The sequence below is a fragment of the Xanthomonas arboricola pv. populi genome (genome assembly GCF_002939945.1).
GTDB classification, from domain to species: Bacteria; Pseudomonadota; Gammaproteobacteria; order Xanthomonadales; family Xanthomonadaceae; genus Xanthomonas; species Xanthomonas arboricola_A.
This window is the reverse complement of the sequence record NZ_MDEB01000008.1, coordinates 152406-176796: the sequence shown is the minus strand read 5'-3', so window position 1 is coordinate 176796 and position 24391 is coordinate 152406. Positions and strand designations below refer to the sequence as shown.

The following is a 24391-nucleotide window of genomic DNA, read 5'->3' as shown; positions in this document are numbered from 1 at the left end:
CAACGTCTGAGCGCAGCTCAGCGTGCCGATGTCACATGTCTCGTCATTGGCAGCGTTGATCAGACCATCCCTCAAGTCGATTTTGTCGGTTCGATCGTCGCGGTGAAGCGCAGAGGCTCGCCGGTGATCGGGTCGTCGAACGCCAGCGTATGCGCGAATAATTGCAGCGGCCGTTCCGGATCATCAGGCCGCTGATCTTCCAGATCGGGATAGAAGCGGTCATGCAGGATCGGCGCACCCAGCGCGGCCATGTGCACGCGCAACTGGTGCTTGCGCCCGGTGACCGGCTCCAGCCGATACGTCCACGTGTCCGCACCGCGCGCAACCACATCGATCACTGTCTCGCTGTTCGGCTCACCCACGCCCTCGCGCATGCGGAAGAACGGCTCGCCCGGCTCCAGCCGGCTGCGATGCACATACGGAAACGTCAGCCCCGGCAGCGGCGGTGCGACTGCCAAGTAATGCTTGCGAATACGCCGCTCGCGGAACAGCGCCTGATAGATCCCGCGTGTTGCAGGATTCGCCGAAAACAACACCAGTCCCGCAGTGTCACGATCGATGCGGTGCAGCGGCACCAATGCGGGGTTATCGAAGCGGCGCACCAAACGGGTCAACAGCGTCTGGTGCACGTAGGCACCGGCTGGCACCACGGGCAGGAAATGCGGCTTGCAGGCCACGACAATATGCGCGTCGGCATGCAACACTGTTTCCGTTGCCGTGATGATCGGTTCATCCGCGATTTCGCGGAAGTAATAGATCTCCGCACCAAGCCGATACGGCGCAGCGATATCCAATGCCTGCTGCTGCGCATCCAGTACGCGCCCACGCGCGAAGCGATCACGCCACGTGTCAGCACCAACGACCGGAAAGCACGCACACAGCGCCTCCCACACCGTGTGCCACGGGCCGGACGGGAGCTGGAACTGGCTGGCAGGAGTGCCATCGAGGGTCGGGCGAGGAGCAGACATGGCGACAGCAGAAGCGCACTCAAGCAGATGGGCTGGGATCGTACCTTGTCGCGTCGATTCTCTCCGCAGCGATGCATCGGCTCTCCACTGAGAGAGAGATTTTCGAGCGCTGCGCACCGCGTGCATTACTGGAAAGAGCACGGCGATCATTACCGCGGACCGGTTCACGATATCGACGGGCTGGCGTAGTGCCATGACGGATTTACAGGTGAGCCAGTCGTAGCGTCAAAAGCCCGGATCCACATGAAGAGCCACGGCGCGCTCGAATACGAGGATGTGCTGTTTGATCATACGTTTGCTTGTAGGACGTCATCCTGCCACTCAAGTGAACATGCTTCAGTTATGGATGGCTAGGGAGCGAGTAGCAACACCCCAGCATCCGCTCCGGGGTTGAAATTTCGACTGATTTCAGACTCCATTGATGTTCGACTCTTGTAACTGGGACTTCGATCCTACAAAAATCTACGCTCATCCAGGCGAAAAGCATGCAAAACAAGTGAGTTGCGTCATAGTCATTCGCCCCACCCTCCAAGTCATCGTGAATTACCTAATGATCCAATCAAGTCAAAGTTTAGCAAACTACTTACAAAAATTACTTGTTACAAAACAATGGCTTAAGACTCACCTGTACGTTCTCTGCCTCCAAGTTAGGGTCGCTAGACTTCATAGACTTCACAAAACTACGTCTTAACTAGTTGTTTTTATAGTTTTTTTTCTCTACTGGAAGTAAAATTAAGAAGATATCGTTAGCCAGCAGTTGACTGTAAGCAAAAGATCGTTTAGCCTCGCAAAAAATGACGAGGCGCGTCCAATGGCTGGAAAAATCACGAGAAGTCCGAGGGCACCCTCAGTCGATCTGGAAGCGGCGCTGTCTCGGGCGCTCGTTATCTACGACAAAGAGGGCGGGAGGCACTCAATCCCAGGCGAACTTGCTGCCCAGCACCTTGGTTACTCTGGTACAAATAACGGCGCTGCGGCTCGCATGCTCGCTTCACTTAAGGCTTTTGGTCTTCTCGCCGGTGATAACAAAGGCGAGATGGCGATAGCGAAAGACGTCGAGGACTATAAATTTGTCCCCGATAAACACAAGAAGCGTGAGTTGCTAATTAAGTGGCTGCGCGAGCCAAAGATCTATGCAGAACTACTTGATCAATATCGAGATGGGCTGCCGTCAGAAGGAGCGCTGAAGTACAAGCTTATTCAATTGGGATTTCTTTCCTCTGCCGCCGATGATTGCGCGAAGAGCTTTATTGCCTCCGTTGCTTTCGCTCGATATTTTGAGAAAGAGCAAGTAGATGCTAATAAAGAAGACGATCTTCCTGTAGAAGATCAAAACCGATCAGAGAATGGATCCGCAACAGAGAATTTAAAAAAGGGATTCTCGCCGCAGCCACCCGTCCGTGAAGGAGTAAGCGATTCAAATCAGGGTGCGCCCCAAAACCTACATGCAACAGCATCCGTTTCGATCAATACAGATCGCATCGTTGTCAGACTAAGCGGCGGACGCAAAGCTTGGATTGAAATCCCTACCACCTTGTACGAAAAAGACAAGGAAATCTTGAAGCGTCAAATAGATCTCGTCATCACTGACGATATGGAGTGATGCAAAGAAGAACGGCGCCAGCTGTAACTGGCGCCGTTCTAAAATCTCCCGAGACAAAAGGTCCGTCTGTAGGGAGGCCATGCAGTGTGGACGCAGGCAACGCGAACTTTGCGATGTCTGACTGCTGGTGTCAAGTGGACCTCCTTCAGTACCTGAGGGGGTACGTGATGGAAACAGTTCCACCCTTCCCTGCGCCGCCGGGTTTTGTCTGGGTTTTCTGTGCGTCGTTCAGACACTACCGCACCGGTAAGCAAGTTTTCCGGAAGAACGGGAAATGCTTCGCCTTTCTCGTGCGTCGCAAGTAATAAACCAGCCGGTATCTAGTGGCCAAGGCAGGCCCCGAGGATTTCCTCGGGGCTAATTATGTAGGAATGCAAATTAATTAGAGCTTCAAAACGCGTTGTACAAAAACGCGGCCTAGAGCTCGGTTGATGTCGCTCCATAATTTATGTCTGACATTCTGCTGCTTGCTTAAAATGAACTAGATTCATTGCAGTAATTTGTAGGGATAGTTTTTAGAGCCATAGCTGTGACGGCAAAAGGGGAGACGTGTTAAATTTCTTAAGCGAGCCGCACGCATGCTGATCAAGCTTGCGCCGCGAGAAAACCTTGACCTCCCATACATCCCCAACCCGCCATCCTCGCCGCAGACTCAACTGGAGAACACGCGATGATGAAGTGGATGGGCACCGCGCTGGCCGCGGCACTGCTGGTGAGCGGTTGCGCCAAGGAGGAGGGCGAGAAGTTCGTCGGCCACTGGGTCAATGTGCAGACGCAGGAAGAGACGATGGACATCGAGCGCAATGGCGAGACCTTCATGGTCCGCAGCACCACCCCGAAGTTCTTCAGCCGCAAGCCCAAGACCGAGAGCTACCCGGCGGTCTACAAGGACGGGGCGCTGCAGGTCACCAACGATGGCGAGACGGTGAACTTCGCCATCGACGCGGCCAACGGCCACCTCAACACCGGTGGCGAGCAGTACCAGCGCGTGCCGGCCAAATAAGCCCGCCGCCGTCGCCAGCGCCCGCGTGCAGACCTTGCCGGTCGCACGCGGGCGTTTGCGTTTGTGGCCTAGCCGGCCACGCCGAAGGGCTACTGGTGCACGCTGCGTCGCGCGGGCGCCGGGCCGGACACACCGCCCGTCGCCCGACCTTGCGCTGCCGCTGCCATTCCACCCCGCGCAAGCCGTACAGTGCGCAGGCACGCCAGGGTCATGGCGCTGCCCGACCGATCAATCCAGCAACTACGAGGGTGTCATGAGCAAGGGGATGGACCAGAAGAAGAGCCAGAAGAAAGAGCCGACCAAGACGCTGAAGGAAAAGCGCGCGGCCAAGCAGGAAAAGAAGGGCAAGTAAGCCGCCCGGCCTGCCAGACGGCAGACGAGGTCAGGCGCAGGCCTGGCCTCGCGGTTTTTGGATGACACCAAGCATCAGTGTGCGCATTCCTGCCTGTGCACGATCACGCTGCGCTGCTCCGCGATCGACAGGCCTTACAGGTCACTGGGCCTGCTCTGTTGTCAGCGTGACGTGCGAGACACCCTTCCCCTCAAGCCGCCAGCCGCTTGATCCGCGACGGCAGATCGCCCAGCGCGCGGTGCGCCTGTTCCAGCTCGTAATCGGCTTGCAGGCTCAGCCAGAAGCGCTCGGTCGTGCCCAGCGCTGCGGCCAGGCGCACGGCGGTGTCGGCGGTGATGCCGCGCTTGCCCAGCACGATCTCGTTGATGCGGCGCGGCGGTACATCGGTAGCCCGCGCCAGTGCGTTCTGGCTAATGCCCATCGGCTCGAGGAACTCCTCAAGCAGGATTTCGCCGGGGTGGATGTTGGGTAGGACTGTCATGGACAGATGCCTCGTGCTCAGTGGTAATCGACAATTTCGACCTCGGCGACATCGCCCTCCATCCATCGGAAGCAGATGCGCCACTGGTCGTTGATCCGGATGCTGTACTGCCCGCGCCGCTCGCCCTTCAACGCTTCCAGCCGGTTGGCGGGCGGAATGCGCAGATCGTCGAGGTGCGCGGCAGCGTTGAGCATGCGCAACTTGCGGCGCGCGACCGACTGGATGTCGGCCGGCAACCGGCGGGAGCGCTCACCCAGCCAGATCTTTTCGGCTTCCTTGTCGACAAAGCTCCTGATCATGCTGTAACCATAACGCGACTCGTTATATGACGCAAGCCGTCATGGCTGAGTGGTCAGTCAAGTGCCGTGGGCAGCAGTCATCCGAAGATTTCGGATAACTGACGCTTGCTGTCACTCCACTTTCGTTGAACACCCTTAATCAGAACAACGACCCCTGCACAGGCAACGCAGTAGATGGGTCTGTTGCTGGCTTGGCGGGTGCCGCCTGCTGCTGCGCACCCAACCGCCATGCCAAACCGGAGATGCGTGCGGCGTGCCGGGCGAGTGCGCTGCGGATGACCGCTTCGCTGCCGGCCAGGTGCAGGGCGCGGCGGGCGCGGGTGATGCCGGTGTAGAGCAGTTCGCGGCTGAGCACGCGGGCGTCGCGGGTGGGCAGTTGCAGCCAGACGGTGTCGAACTCGCTGCCCTGGGCCTTGTGCACGGTCATGGCGAAGGCGCTTTCGTGCGCGGGGAGTGCGGCGGGGTGGAAGCCGCGCACCTGGCCGTCGCCGTCGCCTTCGAACCAGGCGACCAACGGGCCTTGGGCACGGCTGGCGGTGCCTGGGTCGTGGCGGTTGGCGGTGCCGCCGGACTGGCCTGGCCCTGAAGGCGGGCTTTCGCCGCTGCGCCCCGAAGAGGGACTCGCATCGCTTCGCAGGCAGATGCCGACGTCGCCGTTGAACAGGCCGTGGCGGTAGCTGTTTTCGGTGATCAGCAGCAGGCGGCCCTGGAACCAGGGCGAGGCGCTGCCGAGACGGCGGGCGCCGGAGCCGGTTTCGGCCAGCAGTTGTTCGATACGGGCGTTGAGGCCGCGTGCGCCCTGCGGACCGGCGCGCACGGCGGTGAGCAAGCGCAGGCGCGCGGCATCGCGCAGGGCCGCGGCAGGGTCGTGCGCGTCGGCCAGCGCGCGCCAGTGCGCGAGCAGTGCGTCGCGACCCAGGGTGAGCGGGTCTTCGCCGTCTTCGTGGAAGTGCACGCCGGCCAGTTCGCCGCTGCGCAGCAGGGCCAGGGCGGTGTCGGCGTCGCCGGAGCGCACGGCGTCGGCCAATGGGGCGAGTGCGAAGTCGTGCGCCTGGCGGTAGCCGCGCAGCAGGTGCACGCGGTGGCCGGCCAAGCCGCCGCTGTGGCTGGCGGTGGGCGTGGTGTCGCCGGGCGCGTTGCCGAGCAGCGCTTGCAGCGCCTGTGCGTCCTGCGGCTGCAGGGTGTCGCCGGGGCCGGCGGCCTGCAGGATGGCGGCGAGCACGTCGCCGGCTTCCACCGAGGGCAACTGGTCGGCATCGCCGAGCAGGATCAGCTGGGTGCCGTCGGCGACGGCTTCGACCAGCTTGCACATCAGCGGCAGGTCGACCATGGAGGCTTCGTCGACCACGATCAGGTCGAAAGGGAGCGGATTGTCGGCGTTATGGCGGAAGTTCGGGGAATCGGGAATGACGCCGAGCAGGCGATGGAGGGTGCTGGCGCCGGTGGGGAGGAGGGAGTTCCACGTGGACGGTTGGCCCTCACCCGCCCTTCGGGCACCCTCTCCCGCAGGCGGGAGAGGGGAAACATCGGGGTTCGGTGGCTTTGTCGCTTGATGGAGAGGGGAAGCGACGGGGTGCGGTGACTGCTTCGCTTGCCCGGGCGCGGCTGCACCGGGAGTGGGTGGGAGCTGGATGCCGTCGGCGATGGCGCGCGCGACCGCAAAGCGCAGGCTCTCGGCCATGCGCTCGGCGGCGCGGCCGGTGGGCGCGGCCAGGGCGATGCGCGGGGCCGGGGTGTTGGCTGCGTGTGCCTGGGCGATGCGCAGCAACAGCAGGCGGGCGATGGTGGTGGTCTTGCCGGTGCCGGGGCCGCCGGTGACCAGCAGCAGGGTGCGGCGCAGGGCCAGGGCGGCGGCCTGGGCCTGGCGGTCTTGGGAGTGGGATGGGGCGGGTGGATGTGTGCCGTCTTGGTAGACGGATGGCGCGGGCGGGGCCGTGCCCTCACCCGCCCTTCGGGCACCCTCTCCCGCCTGCGGGAGAGGGATCGCCGGGTTTGGGAATAGCTGTGCGAATAGCGGGGCCAGCGTGGCGGCGTCGAAGGGCGGCGGCGACTGGGCGGCGATGCGTTGCAGACCCAGCGCCAGGCGGCGTTCGTACTCGCGGTAGCGGCGCAGGTAGAGCAGGCCGTGTTCCAGGACCAGCGGGCAGTCGGCGGCGGCGGGGTCCTGCGGATTCGGTTGGTCGACCCAGCGCGAGGCGGCCAGGGCGCGTTGCCAGTCGGTGGGGTCGGGCATTGCGGGCAATGGGCCCTCGCGCGCGTCCAGCAGCATGGCGGCGCGGGCGGGGTCCAGCCCTGCGTGGCCGCTGGTGACGGCCAGCGAGGCGAGCGCGGCACCGGCCAGGACCTGGGGGTCGGTGTCCGGGGCCAGGCGTTGCAGGCTTTGCGCGAGCGCCAGATCCAGCGGGCGTAGCGCTTCGGCCTTGATCAGCGCGCTGAAGAGGTTTGGCTGGTTCATGGGGTGGACGCCTGCTGGGCGGAGGCGCCTCGGGCGAGTTGTCGATCGGCACATTTCTGACCCTGCACGACACCCTCACCCCAACCTCCGCTCCGCATCCCGGCCCGCGCGGCGTGGCGCAGGCATTGCCAGGCACGCGCGCCATGGCGCGCAAGCGGTGTGTGCTCGCCCCGAGGGGCGCGCGGCTTGCGCACAGCGCTGGGCGGGAGTGCGGTCTGTTGGGTCATGGTTCGGATGCTTCGGCGGCGGACCTGCCCTCACCCCAACCCCTCTCCCGGGGGGAGAGGGGCGCTTGCCCGTCGGGGGAAAGGGGCGCTGCTGCGTTGCTGGACAGGGGCTCAGTGGGATTGCCGGCGAACAGGGCATCCAGGGCCTGGACCAGGGCCGGGTCGAAGCGCCAGGCGTGGATGCCGGGCGCAACGCAGACGGATGCCGCTTGGATGCCGGGTGCGGGCGCGTCGGACATGGCGTCGCTGGCGACGGCGTCGCGTGCAGGGTCGGAGCCGGAGCCGGAACTGGCTACGGCATTGCGGGCGCAGTTGGCGCCGGGGTTGGCCTCGGCATCGCGGGCGCGGTCGGCGCCAGGGTCGGCTGCGGCGTTGCTGGAGGGATCGGCGCCGGGGTCGGTTGCAGCGCTGCTGGCGGGGTCGGAGCCGGGGTTGGCCTCGGCGCTGCGGGCAGGGTTGAAGCCGGGGTCTGATGCCGGATTACGGCTGGCGTCCAGGCCGCGGCAGAACAGGTAGCGCACGCCGCCGAAGTCGCGGGCGTAGTCGTAAGCCTCGCCCAGGCGGAAACGCAGCCAGCGGTGCAGGGCGACGGTGTAGATCAGCGCCTGCAGCTCGTACTCGCTGTGGGCCATGGCGCGGGCCAGGGCGTCGGCGTCGTAGCTGGGCAGGCGGTTAGACTTGTAGTCGAGCACGTACCAGCGGCCGTCCACGGTGTAGGTGAGGTCGATCAGGCCGGTCATCAGGCCTTCCAGCCGCTGGCGCGCGCCGAAGGCCTGGCGCTCGCCGACCACGCCAAACCGGTGCAGCAGTGCCAGCAGTGCCTCGACGCGGGTGGGCCGCATGGCGAAGTGGAATTCCATCTCATTGCGGCGCTGCGGCGCGGGTACGGCGGCCAGGGGGGTGCCTTCGGGCAACATCACGGTGAGGGTGTGGCCGATCAGTGCGGTGAGCATGGCCAGGCCGTCGTCCCATTCCTTCTCGGCGTAGCCGCCGCGTTGCAGCGCCTCGAGGATGGCGGCGGCCTGGCCCTCGGGTGCGGGCAGGCCGGGGCGCCAGGCCTGCCAGGCGGCGAAGTCGCAGCGCTCGAACACGTCGTGCATCACCACGCCGAAGCGGTTGCCGGCAAAGCGCGGGTCGAAGGCGTCGACCTCGGCAGCCACCGCGATCGCCTCGCTGCCGGACGGCTCGTCGCTGCCGCCACTGCCGACCACCGTGGCGCTGGCCATCGGGTCGGTGGCAGCGCCGGCATCGGCATTGGCCAGCTGGGTGAAGCTGTAGACCCACCACTCGGGGGCGATATGCCGCTGCGGCGCGCGCGCGGGCGGCACCTGCGCCTCGAGCGGTGGCGGCAGGCGCGGCAGGGTGGCCGGTGGCGTGGACGTGTCGACCACCACCGCGCCCTCGCCGGCCGCGCCTTGCAACGCGTCGAGCGCGCGCAGCATGCCGGACAGGGCGGTACGTTCGTGCTGGTGGAACGGGCCGCTGGCGATCCACAGCGCGTGCTCGGCGCGGGTGAGGCCGACATAGAGCAGGCGGGCGTCTTCGGCACGTTGTTCCTGCTTCCATGCGGCTTCGGCGGCGCTCCAGGTGGGATCTTCCTTGTCTGTCTTCCAGTGCAGCTGGCGGCCGAGCTCGGGCGCATGCACCACGCAATGGTGGCCGGCGCCCTTGTCGCTGCGGCCGATGCCGATGTACGGCAGAAACACCAGCGGATATTCCAGGCCCTTGCTCTTGTGCAGGGTGACGATCTGCACGCGGCGCGCGTCCGATTCCAGCCGCAGCTGCTGAGCTTCGTCGTTGTCGTCGGCATTGGCGATGCGGCGCGACAGCCAGTCGACCAGGCCATGCGGGCCGAGCGCGCGGGCGTCGGCTTCCTGCAGCAATTCGGCCAGTTGCAGGTAGTTGGTGAGGCGGCGTTCGCCATCGACCAGGGCGAGCAGGCGTTGCCCGTGCGCGGCGCCCAGCTCGCCGATCAGAGCCAGCGGGCCGCCGCGTTGCCAGCGCTCGCGCCAGTCCAGCGCCTGTTGCTGCCAGCGGCGGTGACGCTCGCCATCGTGTGCGAGCGCGGCGATGGCGGCGGCATCCGTGCCGATCAGCACGGTGGCCAGCGCGGCGCGCAGGCGGCTGTCGTCGCCCGGGTCGAGCAAGGCCTGCAACAGGGCCAGCAGTTCCAGCGCTTCGTCGGTGGCGAACAGGCTCTGCTTGCCGGCCGCCACCGCGGGGATGCCCACCGCGCCCAGCGCCTGCTGCATGCGCGTGGCCTCGCCGTGGCTGCGCACCAGCACGGCGATATCGCCGGCCTGCACCGGGTGGCCATTGATGGTGGCGGTGCCGTCGCGGCCACCGGCCAGCCAGCCGCGGATCGCCGCCACGCAGGCGGCGGTGGCCAGCTCGCGGGCGCGGTTGGCGCTCCAGGGTTTGGGCTTGCCTTTCGCAGGCGGCGGCGGTTCCGGCGCGCGCCACAGCGTCAGCGCCGGGGCGGTGGCGCCATCGCGTTGCAGGTCGGCATCCACCCGCTTGGTGCCGGGCCGCACCGGATGGAAGGCGATGCCGTCGGTGAAGAAGGCGTCGGTATAGCCAGCCTGTGCGTATAGCGCGTCGATGGCCGCCAGCACGCCGGGGCGCGAGCGGAAGTTGTGGCTCAGCGGCGGGGCGAGTTCGGCAGTGACCGCGGCGGCCAGATAGGTGCGCACGTCGCCACCACGGAAGCCGTAGATGGCCTGCTTGGGGTCGCCGATCAAAAACAGCGCCGGTTCCAGGCCGGCGGCGCGTGCGAGCGGGCCTTCGCCGAACACGTTGGAGAAGATCGCCCACTGGCGGTCGTCGGTGTCCTGGAATTCGTCCACCAGGGCGATGGCGTATTGCGCGCGCAGCCGCGTGACCAGCGCCTGGGCCTGCGCGCCTTCCAGCGCGTGCGCGACGCCATCAACCAGGTCGTCGTAGGTCTGCACGCGGCGCTGGCGCTTGAGCAGCGCGAGCCGTGCGATGGCATCGTCGCGCAGGGCATGCAGCAGGCGGATACGGCGACGGCTGCGCCATTCTTCGACACGGGCCAGCGCGGTGAGATAGCCGTCGATTTCGTGGCTCAGCGGCGAGGCCGGGGTGCGATCGACGAACTTCTTGTTGGTGCCGGCGGCCAGTTCCGCAGCGGTCAACTTGATCAGCTTGGCGTGCGGGGCGATGTTGACCGATGGCGCGGCGGCGAAGCTGTCGAACCAATGCCACAACGATGCCAGCCACTCGGGTTTGTAGCTGACCTTGCTGAGGATGCCGCCGTCGATGGCGGCCATGATGGTGTCGAAAAACGCGGTGCCATACGCCTGGAATGCAGCGGCCAGTGCGGTACTGGCGTCCTGCACGGCCTGCAGCAGCGCAGCGGAATCGTCGGGTGTGGTGGCGGCCGCCGGCAGCAGCGTTGGATGGCGCACCAGCGCGCGCAGATCGCTGGCCAATGCCTCGGGGCCGCCCGACCACAGCGCGATCAGGTCTTCGGCCATTGCGGCATCGGCGGCGCGTTGGCGCCAGAGATCGGCGGCGACTTCGCCGAGCAGTTCGCGGTCGTTGGCGAGCAGTTCCGCTGCGGCGAAGGCCTGGCCGCTTTCCAGCGCATGTTCGCGCAGCACGCGCGCGCAGAAGCCGTGGATGGTGAACACGGCGGCCAGATCGATTTCTTCCACCGCCTGTTGCAGGCGGCGGCGCAGGGCGGCCGGTGTCTCGGTGCCGGCGGCCAGGTGGGTGGCGAGGATGGCGCGGGTGAGCAGGACATCAGGCGCGTCCTGTAGGAGCGGACCTGGCCGCGACGGGTCGTCGGCGAGGTCGGTCGCGGCCGGGGCCGCTCCTACAGAGGCAGATGGATCGCCGGGTGCTTGCGTTGGGCCTTGCTCGGTCGCGGTCGCGGCCTGGGCCGCTCCTACGACGGCGGAAGGGGTCTCGGGGACCAGCGTTGCGGCCAGCACCAGGCGCTCGCGGATGCGGCGGCGCAGTTCCTGGGTGGCGGCCTCGGTGAAGGTGACGGCGAGGATCTGGCCGATGCGCAGGCCGCGCTCGACCACCAGCCGGGTGAACAGCGTGGCCAGGGTGAAGGTCTTGCCGGTGCCGGCGCTGGCCTCGATCAGGCGCACGCCGTGCAGCGGCAGGTGCAGGTACGGGTCGGTGACGGGGCTGGCGCTCATTCGGCCTCCTCCTGCGCGCCGTGCCAGTGGCGCCAGCTCTCGACCAGACGCTGCGGATCGAGCATGGCGTCGGCGTTGCCGCGCTCGAGCAGGTCGTACACGCGGTGGCTGGTGGTGGCGAACTCGGCGAAGCGCTGCGCATCGGCGAACGGGTCGCGGCCGCGGTTGACCAGGCGCAGTTCCGGGCTGTGCGATTCGCTCCAGCCGAAGCTGGACTGCCACTGCCCGGCGGCATCCTTGATGGCCTTGTCCAGGTCGTCGCTGCGCGCGGCCTGGTGATATTTCCAGCTGCTGTAAGGCGCGAACGCCAGCGGCGACTGCAGGCCGTGCCGATACACCTGCAGCAGTGCGGCCAACGCGGTGTGCGCCTGCGCCTGCGAAAGCGGTTCGGGGTCGATGGGATGCGGGCCCAGGCCGTCGTCGTGTTCGAAGAAGCGCACATACGGCGCGTGCTCGCCAGCGGCACGCAGCAGCAGCCATTCCAGGCCGTGACGGATCGCGCTGCGGCCGCTGAGTGCACCGACCTGCACGCGCCCTACTCCGCTCGCATACCAGCCGGGCACGCGGCCGCGGAGTTCGGTCTGGCCGATCTGCACCTGCAGCCGGCGCGACTCGGCAGGCGCCTCGCCACGCCATTGCCGGAATGCCTCGGCATACGGGCGCAGTTGCGCCACTCGCTCATCGAGCTGGCGGCGCCCCAATGGCCCGGACGGCAGCAGCGCGCGCGCGCGCAGGCGCTCGTAAAGCCGATCGGTGTCGCCGGCCAGTGCGGCATCGAACACATGCTGCTGCAGGCCGTATTGGTCCAGCCCGCGCGTGGGCGCGAGCAGCGGCTCGAGGTCGCTGTCTTCGCCGGCCGGATCCGGCAACCGCATGCCCAGACGATGGCGCAGGAACTGCCCGGCCGGGTCGGAAAACAGGCGGCGCAAGTTGTCGATCGAGATGCTGCCCGGCACTGCGCTGTCATCGGCCGGCAACGCACCGGCCACCCACGGCGCGAGCGGCTGGCGCTGGCCGACCAGGCTGTCCACCGACGGCCGCCATTGGCGGCGATAACTGAAACGGCGCGGGTCGGCGCCGTGATCGCCCGGCGCACCGAAGGCGGCGGCGGCGAATGGCTGCAACGGGTGGTGCACCACCAGCGTGTCGATTGCCGCTGGGTCGGCGTGATACTGCGCGGCGCTGCCCAACAGCTCGCTGACCAGTACCGACGGTTCGCGCGCGCTGCCATCGCGCGCATCGGCACCGAGATAGCTCAGGTAGAACACTTCCTGCGCGGAGGCGAACAATTGCAGGAACAGGAACCGGTCGTCCTCGCGCGTCGAACGGTCGCCGTGCCGGCGGCGCTCGGTGCCCAGCTCGGCAGTGAGGCGATTGAGCCCGGCGGCCGGGTCGCGGCGCGGGAAGTCGCCATCGTTCATGCCGAGCAGGCAGATCGCGCGGAACGGCAGCAAGCGCATCGGCACCATGCGGCCGAAGCTGATGCCGCCGGTAAGCAGCGGCGCGCGCGTGTCCGACTCGCCCAGCACCGCGGCGAAATGCGCACGCACCACCTCGGCCGGCACCTTGCCGGCGTAGTCGGCGCGCACCGCATCGCGGGCGAATTGGTCGATCAATGTGCGCAGCCGATCCAGCGCGCGCTGCGCACGCGGTGCCGAGGGCGCTTTTGGAATCAGCGCCTCCAGCAGGCCGAGCAGACGCTCGCGCCACTCGACCGGCGTCATCGCGTCGGCCAATAAAGATTGGTGACGTTCGAGCACGCGCAGCAGCTTCAACAAGATATCCAGTGCGGCCAGCGCGCTGCCTTCCAGCTGCGGCCATGGCGCCACGCCCTCGATATCGTCGTCGGCGCCGCTGGCATGGCCGAGCAGCAGCCGGTCCAGCGCGAAGCGCCAGGTGTAGGCGTCGTCGCTCGGTGCCTGATGCTGGCGCCGGTGCGCCGCATCCAGCCCCCAGCGCGCGCCGGCCGCATGCAGCCAGCCGCGCAGACGTTCCAGCCCGGCGTCGTCCAGGCCAGCGGCCTCGGCGATTGGCGCACTGGCCAGCAGGTCGACGATCTCGTGCAGGCCGAAGCGTGCGATCGGCAGGCCGAGCAAGGTGAGGAACACTTCGGCCAGCGGCTCGCTGGCCAACGGGCTGGCATCGGCCAGCGCATAGGGCAGCGCGTCGTCGTTGCCGTGGCTGCCAAATACCGCGTCCAGGTACGGCACATACGGGTCGATGTCCGGCGACAGCACCGCGATCTCGCGCGGCTGCAGTGGCGGGTCGAAGCGTGGGTCGTCGAGCAAGGCGCGCAGCTGGTCGTGCAGCACCTGCAACTCGCGCAACCGCGTATGGCAGGCATGCACCTGCAGGCTGGGGTCGTGCAGACTCACAGCCGGCAGCACGGCAGGCACGCTTGGCGCGCGGCGATGGAACAGGTCGCTCTGCATGCGGCGCAGCAGGCTGTCGCCCAGGCCGCCGTCGGCCAGTGCGCGGCGGCCGGACTCCAGCGGATCGGCGTAGGCGGCGATCTCGGCCAGCGGATGCACCACCTCGTAGTCGCCGACCAACGCCATGAAATCGCGCCCGGCCGCGCCCCAGGCCTGCAGCAGCGGGTTTTCCTGCACCTGCTCGGCGAACAGCTGCACCGCGCCGTCTTCGCGACGGCGTTGCCACAGGGTCTGCAGATCGCCCCAGTAACCTTGCGTGGGCGTGGGCAGGTAGAAATGCAGCGTGCCCACCCGTGCCTGCGTGGCCAGCACGCGCAGCACGTCGGGCGAAATATTCAAGATGGCGAAGGCGAACAGGCGCCTGGGCAAGCCTTGCGGCAGCGGACCGTCCGGGCGGGCGTAGCGATCCAGATACTGGCCGATGCGGCGCGCGCGGTATTGCCGCCCGGACGCGATGCTGCGCCACAGCCGCGCCTGCGGATCATCGGGGTCGGCGCCGCCTTCCCAGCGCAGCAACCAGTCGCGTCGCCAGGCCTGGTACTTCTCGAACACGTTGCCCAGCTCGCCGGCCAGCGCCCAGGGTTTGAGCGCATCGCCATCGGACAGATAGCCGGCCAATGGCGCCAACGCCGCGTCGCTGCCCAGATCGGCCTGCAACGCGGCGTACAGGCGCCACTGCGTGGTCGCCATGTCCAGATCGTCGTCGGCCGGGCCGAGATTGCACTCCAGCGCGCGCGCGACGAATTCGCCGGGAGTGAGGAATTCCAGATTCGCCGCCACGCCGTGCTCGGCCGCCAGCGTGGACTGCAACCAGCGCCGCATCGCCACCTGCGGAATCAGCACCACCTCCGGCTGCAGCAACGGCTGCTCCGGCACCGGCCGGCGCAGCTCCTGGGCGAGCAAGGCAGCCAGCGTATCCAGCGCATTTGACGGATAGAGGCGGAAATCGGGCGCGGAAGTGGCGTGCATGCGTATGTGCATTGTGCCGGATGCGGCCGTGCTGCGCTGTTTGCCCAGGACCGGCGCGCAGCAAGTGGCGTCGTTGTTCGGGCCGTACTGGAATGGGCAGACGCGAGGCCGACCTTGGCGACCGACGGCCGGCACGCTGCGGACCTACTCCACCCGAACGCAGCAGGCGCGACCGGGCTGCGGATCGCCTGCGATGCCATGCGGCCGCTGCGCTGGACGGTATCGCTGCAAGCCACCGTCGACCAACGCACATCGCAGCGCCAGCGCAACCATGCAACACACACCTGCGGCTGCACCGCACACGCGATGGGCCGGGGTATTCGCCCTGCCCATCGCGTTGGCTTGGTGCATGACGCTGGAGACGATCAGTCTTTGCTGTTCCAGATTGATCATCCATGCCGGATCGTTGTTGTTGTCGCCATCGGTGATGCTGCGGTGCTCCAACCGCGTCGACAGGCCCTGTACGGTCAGCAATGCCGCGCTGAACTCGCCCAGCCACGTGTGGCGCAGCTGATAGGTCTGCTGCGGAAACAGGAATGCCGAGCTGTTGCGGAACAGCACATTGCGTTGCGTCATGCATGAGACGGCTTGTTGCATGCGTATCGGCTGCAACGCGTCTGCCGCGGCATAGGCGTCATGCGACAATACTGCACGCGCCGGTTCGGTTATGTTCAGCCGTGTGACGGCTACTCTATCGCGTTGGAATTCTGTTAAAGGCTTCGATGACGGCGTCCGCATCCCCTGTCGTGCAGTTGTCCGGTGTCCGCATCGATCGCGGCGGCCGCACGATCCTGCGCGACGTCTCGCTCGAGGTGCCACGCGGCAGCATCACGGCCGTGCTCGGTCCTTCCGGTAGCGGCAAGTCGACCTTGCTGGCCGCGCTGACCGGCGAGCTGCGTCCGGTCGCCGGCACGGTCACCCTGTTCGGCAACGCGATCCCGCACGGCAACCGTGCACTGCTGGAGATGCGTCGCAATGTCGGCGTGCTGCTGCAGGGCAATGGCCTGTTGACCGACCTGAGCGTGGCCGACAACGTCGCGCTGCCGCTGCGTACGCATACGCGCCTGCCGGCGCCGGTGCTGCAGCGCCTGGTGCAGATGAAGCTGCATGCGGTGGGTCTGCTGGCCGCCGCCGATGCCTGGCCGCGCGAGTTGTCCGGCGGCATGGCGCGGCGTGTGGCGCTGGCGCGTGCGCTGGCACTGGACCCGCCGCTGATGATCTACGACGAACCGCTGACCGGGCTGGACCCGATCGCCTCGGGCGTGATCATGAGCCTGATCCAGCGCCTCAACGACAGCCTTGGCCTGACCAGCATCATCGTCAGCCACCACGTGCACGAAACCCTGCCGATCAGCGACCAGGCGGTGGTGATCGCCAATGGCGGCATCGTGTTCGCCGGCACGCCGGAGCAATTGCAGGACAGCACCGATCCGCTGGTGCAGCAGTTCCTGCATGGCCAGCCGGATGGGCCGATCGCCTTCGATGCGGCGCCGCGGCGCGACCGGAGTGCTGCCTGATGGCCATGGTCGAGTCGATCCGCGCCTTCGGCCGCGCCGGGCTGTTCTCGCTGACCGTGCTGCGCGGCTCGGTGCCCACGCGCGACTTCATCGCCGAGCTGGTGCGCGAGATCTACAAGGTCGGCGCGCGCTCGCTGCCGATCATCGCCGTCGGCGGCGCCTTCGTCGGCCTGGTGCTGACCCTGCAGGGCTACCGCACGCTGACCACCTACGGTGCGTCGGATGCGCTGTCCACGTTATTGGGGTTGTCGCTGTACCGCGAGCTGGCACCGGTGCTGACCGCGCTGTTGTTCATTGGCCGGGCCGGCAGTTCGATCGCGGCCGAGCTTGGCCTGATGCGCGCCACCGACCAGATCAAGGCGCTGGAGCTGATGGCCATCGATCCGGTCGCCAAGGCGGTGGCGCCGCGCTTCTGGGCGGCGGTGCTGACGGTGCCGTTGCTGACCGGCGTGTTCTGTTCGCTGGCCATCACCGGCGGCTACTTCGAGGCCGTACACGTGTTGGGCATCGACAACGGCACATTCTGGTCGGGGTTGAGCAACAGCGTGGACTTCTGGGACGACTTCGGCGTGGCGATGCTCAAGTCGGCGATCTTCGGCGGCACGGCCGCGTTGGTCGCCGCCTACGTGGGCTTCCACGCCGAGCCGACCATCGAAGGCACCTCGATCGCCACCACCCGTGCGGTGGTGAACGCCTCGCTGCTGGTGCTGATGTTCAACTTCGTCCTTTCTGCAATGTTGTTTAGGTGAGTGGAATAACTATGGCCATGCGTGGACCACGCCTCGAATTCGCCGTCGGCGCCTTTCTGCTGCTGACCCTGGCCTCGCTGCTGGTGCTGGCGGTGGCCTCGACCAACCAGCGCTGGGGCTTCGGGTCCAGCCAGTACACGCTGACCGCGCGCTTCAGCCAGATCGGCCAGCTGCGTGCGCAGGCACCGGTGAAGATCGGCGGCGTGACCATCGGCAAGGTGTCCGACATCAGCCTGGACCCGACCAAGTTCGATTCGGTGGTGACCCTGTCGCTGGACGACAAATACAAGGATCTGCCCGCCGACACTTCGGCCGGCATCTTCACCAGCGGTTTGCTGGGCGAGAGTTATATCGGGCTGCAGCCGGGCGGCGACCCGGAGACGCTCAAACCGGGCGAAGAAATCGGCTTCACCCAGCCGGCAGTGGATCTGCTGCAGCTGGTCGGCAAATACATGTTCAGTGGTGGCGGTGGCGGCAGCAATGCCCCGGCCGCCACCGATGGCCAGGCCCCCGCGCCTGCCCAGACCGCTCCTCCCTCTACGGAACCACACCAATGAAGACCACCCTGCTTTCCGCCATCCTGGCCTCGACCCTACTGGTGTGCGCACCGGCCACCGTGCTGGCGCAGCCGGCTGCCGCCAGCGCGCCTGCGCAGGGCGCGGCGACCAAGACCGTCATCGACAGCAGCACCCGCATCCTGGGCACGCTGGATCAGCGCCGCGCCGAGTTCCGCAGCAACCCGGCCGCCCTGCGCCAGTACATCAATGGCGAATTGAACAAGGCCTTCGACCGCGACTACTCGGCCCGCCTGGTGCTGGGCGTCAACGGCCGTGGCGCCTCCGATGCGGACGTCAAGCTGTTTGCCGATGCGCTGGCCGACAACCTGATGCAGCGTTACGGCACCGCGTTGCTGAACTTCGAAGGCAAGCCGACTTTCCGCGCCAAGTCCGAGAGCGCGCTGCCGGGCAACCGCGGCGTCAAGGTGTCCACCGACCTGCTGCGCGCCGGCAACGACCCGACCCCGGTCGATTACATGATGCGTAACGTCGGTGGCCAGTGGAAGATCTTCGACGTGATGATCGAAGGCATCTCCTACGTGCAGACCTTCAAGACCCAGTTCGACGGCCCGCTGCGCGAGAAGGGCATCGCCAAGGTCGCCGCAGAGCTGCGCAGCGGCAATCTGCAGGTCGCTCCGGCACCGGCCAATGGCAAGTAACAGCTCCGTGCAACGCAATGGTCAGACGCTGGCACTGACCGGCGTGCTCGACCGCGACGCGATCACTGCGGCCTGGCCGCAGGCGATCGCGCAGCTGGACGGCATTCGCACGCTGGACCTGTCGGGTGTACAACGCCTGGACAGCGCCGGCGTCGCGATGCTGGCCGAACTGGCTGCGCGGCTGCGCAATACCGGTGCCGGTCCCGTCACGGTGGTGGGTGAAGCGTCCGGTCTGGACGAATTGCGTGCCGCCTACCGTTTGTCCCCTACTTTCGATTTCCAGGCCTGAGCGCCACCCCATGACCCAGCTTCGCCCCCTTTCCTTGTTGGCCGCCTGCCTATTGCTTGGTGCCTGCGCCAGCCACGCTCCGAAGTCCGCACCGCCTGCGTCCGCTGCCGAGACCGTCGCGGACGCGACCCCGGCGCCGGTGCGTGACGATGCCGGTGTGACGGCGCAGCCGGCCGCGGCCGGCTTTGCCGCACCGGATGCCCTGCCGGCCACCGCCGCGGCACCTGCCGACCAGACCGGCGCCGATGCCAGCGCCGGTACCGCAGGTGCCGCCACCTCGGCCGAAGACGACTACGCTGCGCTCTACGGCCCCACCACCCCGCAGGCCCGCGCCAACGGTGCACCGGGCCAGCCCGGTGACGCGCCGCCCTACGATCCGTGGGAGCGCTACAACCGCGGCATGCACCGCTTCAACCTGGCCGTTGATCGCGGCGTGGCGCGTCCGTTGGCCACCGGCTATACCAAGGTGGTGCCGCGTCCGGCCCGCCTGGGCGTGACCAACTTCTTCGACAACCTCGGCACGCCGCTGACCATGGTCAATCAGCTGCTGCAGGGCCACCCAGTGTATGCCGTGCAGTCCCTGGGCCGCTTCGTGATGAATTCCACGCTGGGCGTGGCCGGTCTGTTCGACCCGGCCTCCGCTGCCGGCATTCCGCGCCGCAGCGAAGACTTCGGCCAGACCCTGGGTGTGTGGGGCTGGCGCAATTCGCGCTACTTCGAGTTGCCGCTGTTTGGCCCACGCACCGTGCGCGATACCTTCGGCCTGGGCGGCGACATTCCGCTCTCGCCGTTGCGCCAGGTCGACGACAGCGGTGCGCGCTTCGCCCTGCAGGGTTTGCAGCTGGTGGATACGCGCTCGCAGCTGATGTCGCTGGATTCGCTGCGCGACCAGGCACCGGACGAATACGCGCTGACCCGTGATGCATGGATGCAGCGCCGCAACTACCAGATCGTGCGCGACCTGCGCAGCCACCGCCAGAAGGACAACGAGCTGCCCGACTACCTGCGCGAGGACAAGGACAGCACCGTGCCGGTGGATGCGATGCCGATCCCGCAGTGGATTCGTTGATCGATCGAGCGTGCGGTTTGGAATGAGTACCGAAGCCCGGGAGCGATCCCGGGCTTTTTGTCTTCCGCAACAATCATGCGACGTGGGCACTGAAGACTTGGTTGCGTCTGCGGATTGCAATTGCGATGTCACTCGCCTGAGCGCAACGCGGGTTCGGGCCTGATCGACGGCGTGCGGTCGAAAGGCGCACGCGCCGCTGGCGCGCACGCGTGGCTTCCCGCCCTGGTAGAGAGCCTTAAGCAGCCGATGCCAGCGCCGCATCCACCGCTGCACGCAGGCGTGCGTCGGCGGCGGGGACATCGGGCGCGAAGCGGTCGATGACGGTGCCGTCGCGGCCGATCAGGAATTTTTCGAAGTTCCACAGCACGCCCGGTGCCGGGTTGGGTGCGATGCCGTAACCGGCCAGCTTTTCGCGCATCGGGCCGTCGCCGGTGGCCTGCGGGCGGGCGCTGGTCAATGCCTGATACACGGGATGGATCTGGGCGCCGGTGACTGCGATCTTGGAGAACATCGGAAAGGTCACGTCATAGGTGAGCTGGCAGAACTGGGCGATCTCCGCCTCGCTGCCGGGCTCCTGGCCCTTGAAGTCGTTGGCCGGAAAGCCCAGCACTTCCAGTCCCTGTGCCTGCTTGTCGCGATACAGCGCTTCCAGACCTTCGTACTGCGGGGTCAGTCCGCACTTGGAGGCGACGTTGACCACCAGCAATACCTTGCCGCGATAGTCGGCCAGCGTGGCGGGCTCACCGTCGATGCGGGCCACGGGGATGTCGTAAAGGGGCTGGCTCATTGGTACGTCCTGGACAGGTAGAGTCGAGAGCATAAACCGCCAGGGTGGAGCGAGCGATGCCGCTGGCGCAGGCTGCTGGCAGCTGTCTCCAGCGACGCGTACTGGCCGATCGGCTGATCGGCCAGGGCAAGCGCGTACTTTCTTCCGCTCTAAGAACGCACCCATTGAGCCGGAACGTTCCTCGTACGACGGACCGAGACCGAAGACTCGACGTTCGCCACATTCGAAGCCATCAATCGATGCACAACGCGGCCTGGCCCATGCCGCTGACCACTTCCTGGCGGCAACCGAAGCGGTCGCTGTCGCGCTGGCAGGTGCCGGATGTCGCAGTGCCGGTCGGCACGATACTGGTGGCCAGGCAATCGCCGCTGCAATCGGAGTTGTCGCTGCAGGTCTTGCCGGCGTCGGCATACGGCACCACGCAACGCACCGTCTGCATGCGGCCGACCGGACGTAGCTGCCCGCCCTTTGCCGTGCATTCGGCAGCGTCGGCGGAGACGGCGTGCGGTGGCTGCGGGGCGCTCGCGGCAGCGCCCGACCTGGCAGCCGGGGTAGTGCTGCATGCGGTCAGCAGCAGCGCGCAGAGCGCTGCGTGGATCCATCGGGTCGCCATGGGAACCATCTCTTCTTGAATCAGGTGGGTGCAAGCATCGCGGTGGCGATGTCTGCGTGGCGTGCTCGCTATCGGGCGCAGGAAGAGACCTGCGTTCGTAGGAGCGCACCCGGGCGCGATGAGGCGTTATCGGTAACGCCTGGTCGCGCCCGGGTGCGCTCCTACGTCATGGCGTGTGGCATCACCTTCCGCAGCGGATCACTCCTGCTCGTCGTTGCTGTCTTCTTCGCCGCTGCTTCCGGTGTCGTCGCTGCCGGCATCGTCCAGCAGCGCTTGGGAATGTTCGCTGGCCAGGGTTTCCACGCCTCGCAGGCGGCGTTCGATGGTGCGGGTCTTGCGGCTGGCTTCGCCCAGACTCTTGCCGACCGTGGTGATCTGCCGCTCGGCCTTTTCGAGAATGCCGGCGAATTTGCCGAACTCGCTCTTCACCGCGCCCAGCACCTGCCAGACCTCGCTGGAGCGCTTTTCGATCGCCAGCGTGCGGAAGCCCATCTGCAGGCTGTTGAGCAGGGCGGTGAACGTGGTCGGGCCGGCCAGCACCACGCGATGTTCGCGCTGCAGCAGATCGACCAGGCCGGCGCGACGGATCACTTCGGCGTACAGGCCTTCGGTGGGCAGGAACATCACCGCGAAGTCGGTCGTGTGCGGCGGGCAGACGTACTTGTCGCTGATCGACTTGGCCTGGATGCGGATGGCGCGTTCCAGCTGCGCGGTCGACGTCTTGATCGCGTCGAGGTCGCCCTTTTCCTGGGCGTCGATCAGGCGCTCGTAGTCCTCGCGCGGGAACTTGGCATCGACCGGCAGCCACACCACGGTGTCGTCGCCACGCCCCGGCAGGCGGATCGCAAAATCCACCGCTTCGGCGCTATCGGGCCTGATGCGCACGCTGCGCGCGTACTGCTCCATCGTCAACGTCTGCTCGAGGATGTTCTCCAGCTGCACTTCGCCCCAGCCGCCGCGGTCCTTGACGTTGGTCAGCACGCGCTTGAGATCGCCCACGCCGGTGGCCAGCTGCTGCATTTCGCCCAGGCCGCGCTGCACCTGCTCCAGGCGTTCGGAGACGAGCTTGAAGGAGGCATCCAGGCGCGTGTTGAGCGTGGTCTGCAGTTTTTCGTCGACGGTGGCGCGCATCAGTTCGAGCTTGCTGGCGTTGTCGTTCTGCAGGTTGGCCAGCTGTTGTTCCAGCGTGGCGCGCATTTCGCCGATGCGCAGTTCGTTGCGCTGGGTGAGTTCGGTCAGACGTTGCCCTAAAGCCTCGGTGAAGCGCTGCTGCGACTCGCCGGCCTCTTGCCGGCCCTTGCGGGAATCTTCGGCCAGCGCGTCGCGCAGGGCGGCCATATGGGTGTCGGTGCGTGCGATCAGCTCGGTCAGTTGCTGGCCGAACACCTGGATGCGGGTTTCCTGCTGCTGGCCGAAGCCGTCGAGCTGGGTGCGCAATTCGGTCAGCCGCAGCGTGAGCAGCTCGCCGGTGCGTTGTTGCGCAAGAGCGCTTTCTTCGCGCGCCTTGCGGGCGTCTTCGCCGAGTGCGTCGCGCAACAGGTCCAGGCGCTGATCGGTGCGCGTGGACAGTTCGGTGAGATTGCGCGCGAAGGTTTCCAGGCGGCCGTCCTGCTGCCGCGCCAAGCCTTCGAGTTGCTCGCGCAATTCGCCGCGGCCGTCGCGTTGCTCGGCGCGCAGCGCCAGCTCCAGGCCGCTGGTGGAAGGACGTCGCAGCAGCGCGATCAGCTGCAACACCAGGACTGCGACGAGCAGTCCGAGAAGGATCAGGGATTCGGATGACATGCGCGCAGTGTAGCCGGGCCGGTCGCAGGGGCTGCGTCAGCGGCTTGCCGGCCGGAGGTGTCGGTGCGGCTGCAGGGCACAGAGTGCGGCTGGTTGGCGCGCGCACTGCGCCGGAGGCAGGTGGGCGAAGTCTGCAATGGGCCTGGTGGTGATACGAAGCGGCGCGGCATCGCGCCAGGGTCCGGATTGCTGCGCAGGTGCAGGCACGCGCGCTAAGGTGAGCGACCTGCCCAACCCGCGACCGACCGTGCTCGAACTTTACGGAAAGCCGACCTCCATCAATGTGCGCAAGGTGCTGTGGCTGTGCGAGGAACTGGCGCTGGACTACACGCTGCACGCGTATGGCAGCGGGTTTGCATCGGTGGAGACGCCGGCGTTTCGCGCGCTCAACCCCAACGCACTGGTGCCGGTGATCCGCGACGGCGATCTGGTGCTGTGGGAGTCGAACACGATCTGCCGGTACCTGGCCGCGCATGCAGGTCGCACCGACCTGTTGCCGACAGCTCCCGCTGTACGTGCGCTGGTCGAGCAATGGATGGATTGGCAGGCCACCGAGCTCAACAACGCCTGGCGTTACGCGTTCATGGCCCGCGTGCGTCGCAGCGCGGCGCATACCGATACGCAGGCGATTGCGGCGAGCGTGGGCGAGTGGAATCGGCACATGGGAATTCTGGAGGCACAGCTGCAACGCGGCGGCCCGTTCGTGCTCGGAGCGGATTTCACCCTGGCCGATATCGTGTTGGGATTATCTGCGCAGCGCTGGTTTGCCAGCCCGATCGAGCGGCCGGCGTTGCCTGCGGTGGCGGCGTACCACGCCCGCCTGAAGACGCGTGCCGGTTTTCAACGTCATGGCTGCAATGCGCCGTAGACCGGGCCTGCAGCCGCTGCGCAAAGCGAACGAAACAGCGCCGCGGTCATGGAGTTGCAGGCAGATCGCGCCGCATTGACCTCAACGTGACCTGCGCATCGCTAGGGTGAGGCTTCGTTCCTGCCAGGCCTGCTGATGACCACCGCCACCAACCAAACCCGTCTGTTCGCGCTGGGCCTGTTCGTTTTTCTGGGCAGCTTTGCGGCGATCGTCTGGTACCTGATGCGGCCGTACGGCACGGCGTATTTCTTCCCTGTGCACTTTTTGATCGGCGCAGCCTTGCCGTTCGGGTTCTATGCGATCGGGGGCACGCGGCTGTGGTTCTGGATCGGGATCGGGGTTACCGCCTTGGTACTGCTGTGGTTCAACTTCTGGGGGCATGACGCCAACGGTGCGGCGCCACGGGTGCTCGACTGGACCCACTTTGCCGCCGGCGCGGTCGGCCTGGTTGGCGCGTGGGCGGTACAGCTGGTCTATCGCAACGTGCGCCCACCGCATCGCCCGTCTGTTGAGTGAGCGGAGATTGGGGATTTGGGATTG

Annotated in this window: 19 protein-coding genes and 2 pseudogenes; 10 read left to right on the top strand and 11 right to left on the bottom strand. The window is 66.7% G+C overall.

The window, feature by feature from the left end; translation table 11 throughout:
- Positions 1–71 precede the first annotated feature (71 nt).
- Positions 72–968 carry an RluA family pseudouridine synthase gene (locus XaplCFBP3123_RS18810; RefSeq protein ID WP_104535404.1) on the bottom strand — a complete coding sequence of 299 codons (897 nt, stop codon included), beginning with the start codon at positions 966–968 and terminating at the stop codon, positions 72–74.
- A gap of 811 nt (positions 969–1779) precedes the next feature.
- On the opposite strand from XaplCFBP3123_RS18810, the gene XaplCFBP3123_RS21310 reads away from it, so the two are divergent.
- Entirely contained in the window at positions 1780–2571 is a 792-nt protein-coding gene (locus XaplCFBP3123_RS21310; RefSeq protein WP_146091391.1) for a hypothetical protein, read from the top strand.
- A gap of 670 nt (positions 2572–3241) precedes the next feature.
- Positions 3242–3574, top strand: coding sequence for a lipoprotein (locus tag XaplCFBP3123_RS18795; protein ID WP_039513672.1), 333 nt, complete (start codon positions 3242–3244; stop codon positions 3572–3574).
- A gap of 542 nt (positions 3575–4116) precedes the next feature.
- Here the strand turns inward: XaplCFBP3123_RS18795 and XaplCFBP3123_RS18785 are convergent.
- The 7 genes and pseudogenes from XaplCFBP3123_RS18785 to XaplCFBP3123_RS21920 all read right to left on the bottom strand — a co-directional run.
- On the bottom strand, positions 4117–4407 hold the full coding sequence (locus XaplCFBP3123_RS18785) for a HigA family addiction module antitoxin (RefSeq protein WP_104535401.1): 291 nt from the start codon (positions 4405–4407) through the stop codon (positions 4117–4119).
- 17 nt (positions 4408–4424) lie between these two features.
- Positions 4425–4706 carry a type II toxin-antitoxin system RelE/ParE family toxin gene (locus XaplCFBP3123_RS18780; RefSeq protein ID WP_039429225.1) on the bottom strand — a complete coding sequence of 94 codons (282 nt, stop codon included), beginning with the start codon at positions 4704–4706 and terminating at the stop codon, positions 4425–4427.
- A gap of 139 nt (positions 4707–4845) precedes the next feature.
- Positions 4846–7161 (bottom strand): exodeoxyribonuclease V subunit alpha, encoded by a 2316-nt coding sequence (gene recD / locus XaplCFBP3123_RS18775; RefSeq protein ID WP_104535400.1) that lies wholly within the window; start codon positions 7159–7161, stop codon positions 4846–4848.
- A 223-nt stretch (positions 7162–7384) separates the two neighbouring features.
- Entirely contained in the window at positions 7385–11560 is a 4176-nt protein-coding gene (gene recB / locus XaplCFBP3123_RS18770) for an exodeoxyribonuclease V subunit beta (RefSeq protein ID WP_104535399.1), read from the bottom strand.
- The gene (recC, locus tag XaplCFBP3123_RS18765; RefSeq protein WP_104535398.1) at positions 11557–14961 is read right to left on the bottom strand and encodes an exodeoxyribonuclease V subunit gamma; all 3405 of its coding nucleotides are present in this window, start codon (positions 14959–14961) and stop codon (positions 11557–11559) included. Before recC ends, recB begins: the two co-directional genes overlap by 4 nt.
- A gap of 372 nt (positions 14962–15333) precedes the next feature.
- A pseudogene (locus XaplCFBP3123_RS21925) lies at positions 15334–15441 on the bottom strand (autotransporter outer membrane beta-barrel domain-containing protein); the annotation flags it as partial.
- Positions 15424–15525, bottom strand: a pseudogene (locus XaplCFBP3123_RS21920) (DUF6916 family protein); the annotation flags it as partial. The pseudogenes XaplCFBP3123_RS21920 and XaplCFBP3123_RS21925, both read right to left, overlap by 18 nt.
- Positions 15526–15683: 158 nt before the next feature.
- Between XaplCFBP3123_RS21920 and XaplCFBP3123_RS18755 the strand changes: the two are divergent.
- Genes XaplCFBP3123_RS18755 through XaplCFBP3123_RS18730 form a run of 6 tightly spaced genes read left to right on the top strand, consistent with a single transcriptional unit; the run spans position 15684 to position 19801 of the window.
- Positions 15684–16478 carry an ABC transporter ATP-binding protein gene (locus XaplCFBP3123_RS18755; protein WP_104535396.1) on the top strand — a complete coding sequence of 265 codons (795 nt, stop codon included), beginning with the start codon at positions 15684–15686 and terminating at the stop codon, positions 16476–16478.
- Positions 16478–17227 (top strand): MlaE family lipid ABC transporter permease subunit, encoded by a 750-nt coding sequence (locus XaplCFBP3123_RS18750; RefSeq protein WP_104535395.1) that lies wholly within the window; start codon positions 16478–16480, stop codon positions 17225–17227. Before XaplCFBP3123_RS18755 ends, XaplCFBP3123_RS18750 begins: the two co-directional genes overlap by 1 nt.
- Positions 17228–17238: 11 nt before the next feature.
- Positions 17239–17784, top strand: coding sequence for an outer membrane lipid asymmetry maintenance protein MlaD (mlaD, locus tag XaplCFBP3123_RS18745; protein ID WP_104535394.1), 546 nt, complete (start codon positions 17239–17241; stop codon positions 17782–17784).
- Positions 17781–18443: an MlaC/ttg2D family ABC transporter substrate-binding protein gene (locus XaplCFBP3123_RS18740; protein ID WP_104535393.1), complete on the top strand. Its 663-nt coding sequence runs from the start codon at positions 17781–17783 to the stop codon at positions 18441–18443. Before mlaD ends, XaplCFBP3123_RS18740 begins: the two co-directional genes overlap by 4 nt.
- On the top strand, positions 18433–18732 hold the full coding sequence (locus XaplCFBP3123_RS18735) for an STAS domain-containing protein (protein ID WP_104535392.1): 300 nt from the start codon (positions 18433–18435) through the stop codon (positions 18730–18732). The genes XaplCFBP3123_RS18740 and XaplCFBP3123_RS18735 overlap by 11 nt, the downstream gene beginning before the upstream one ends.
- Before the next feature lie 10 nt (positions 18733–18742).
- Positions 18743–19801: an MlaA family lipoprotein gene (locus tag XaplCFBP3123_RS18730; protein WP_104535391.1), complete on the top strand. Its 1059-nt coding sequence runs from the start codon at positions 18743–18745 to the stop codon at positions 19799–19801.
- A gap of 235 nt (positions 19802–20036) precedes the next feature.
- Here the strand turns inward: XaplCFBP3123_RS18730 and XaplCFBP3123_RS18725 are convergent, their stop codons facing one another.
- The 3 genes from XaplCFBP3123_RS18725 to XaplCFBP3123_RS18715 all read right to left on the bottom strand — a co-directional run bounded on the left by XaplCFBP3123_RS18725 (position 20037) and on the right by XaplCFBP3123_RS18715 (position 22983).
- Complete coding sequence (locus XaplCFBP3123_RS18725; protein WP_104535390.1) at positions 20037–20588, bottom strand: glutathione peroxidase; 552 nt, start codon at positions 20586–20588, stop codon at positions 20037–20039.
- Between the two features lie 232 nt (positions 20589–20820).
- Complete coding sequence (locus XaplCFBP3123_RS18720; RefSeq protein WP_172453378.1) at positions 20821–21225, bottom strand: hypothetical protein; 405 nt, start codon at positions 21223–21225, stop codon at positions 20821–20823.
- Between the two features lie 174 nt (positions 21226–21399).
- Complete coding sequence (locus XaplCFBP3123_RS18715) at positions 21400–22983, bottom strand: DNA recombination protein RmuC (protein ID WP_104535388.1); 1584 nt, start codon at positions 22981–22983, stop codon at positions 21400–21402.
- A 247-nt stretch (positions 22984–23230) separates the two neighbouring features.
- Here XaplCFBP3123_RS18715 and XaplCFBP3123_RS18710 point away from each other — a divergent pair, with 247 nt between their 5' ends.
- Positions 23231–23851: a glutathione S-transferase family protein gene (locus tag XaplCFBP3123_RS18710; RefSeq protein WP_104535418.1), complete on the top strand. Its 621-nt coding sequence runs from the start codon at positions 23231–23233 to the stop codon at positions 23849–23851.
- Positions 23852–23986: 135 nt separating this feature from the next.
- A complete protein-coding gene (locus XaplCFBP3123_RS18705; protein WP_104535387.1) occupies positions 23987–24367 on the top strand; it encodes a hypothetical protein in 381 nt (126 codons plus the stop codon).
- The last annotated feature ends 24 nt before the right edge of the window (positions 24368–24391 follow it).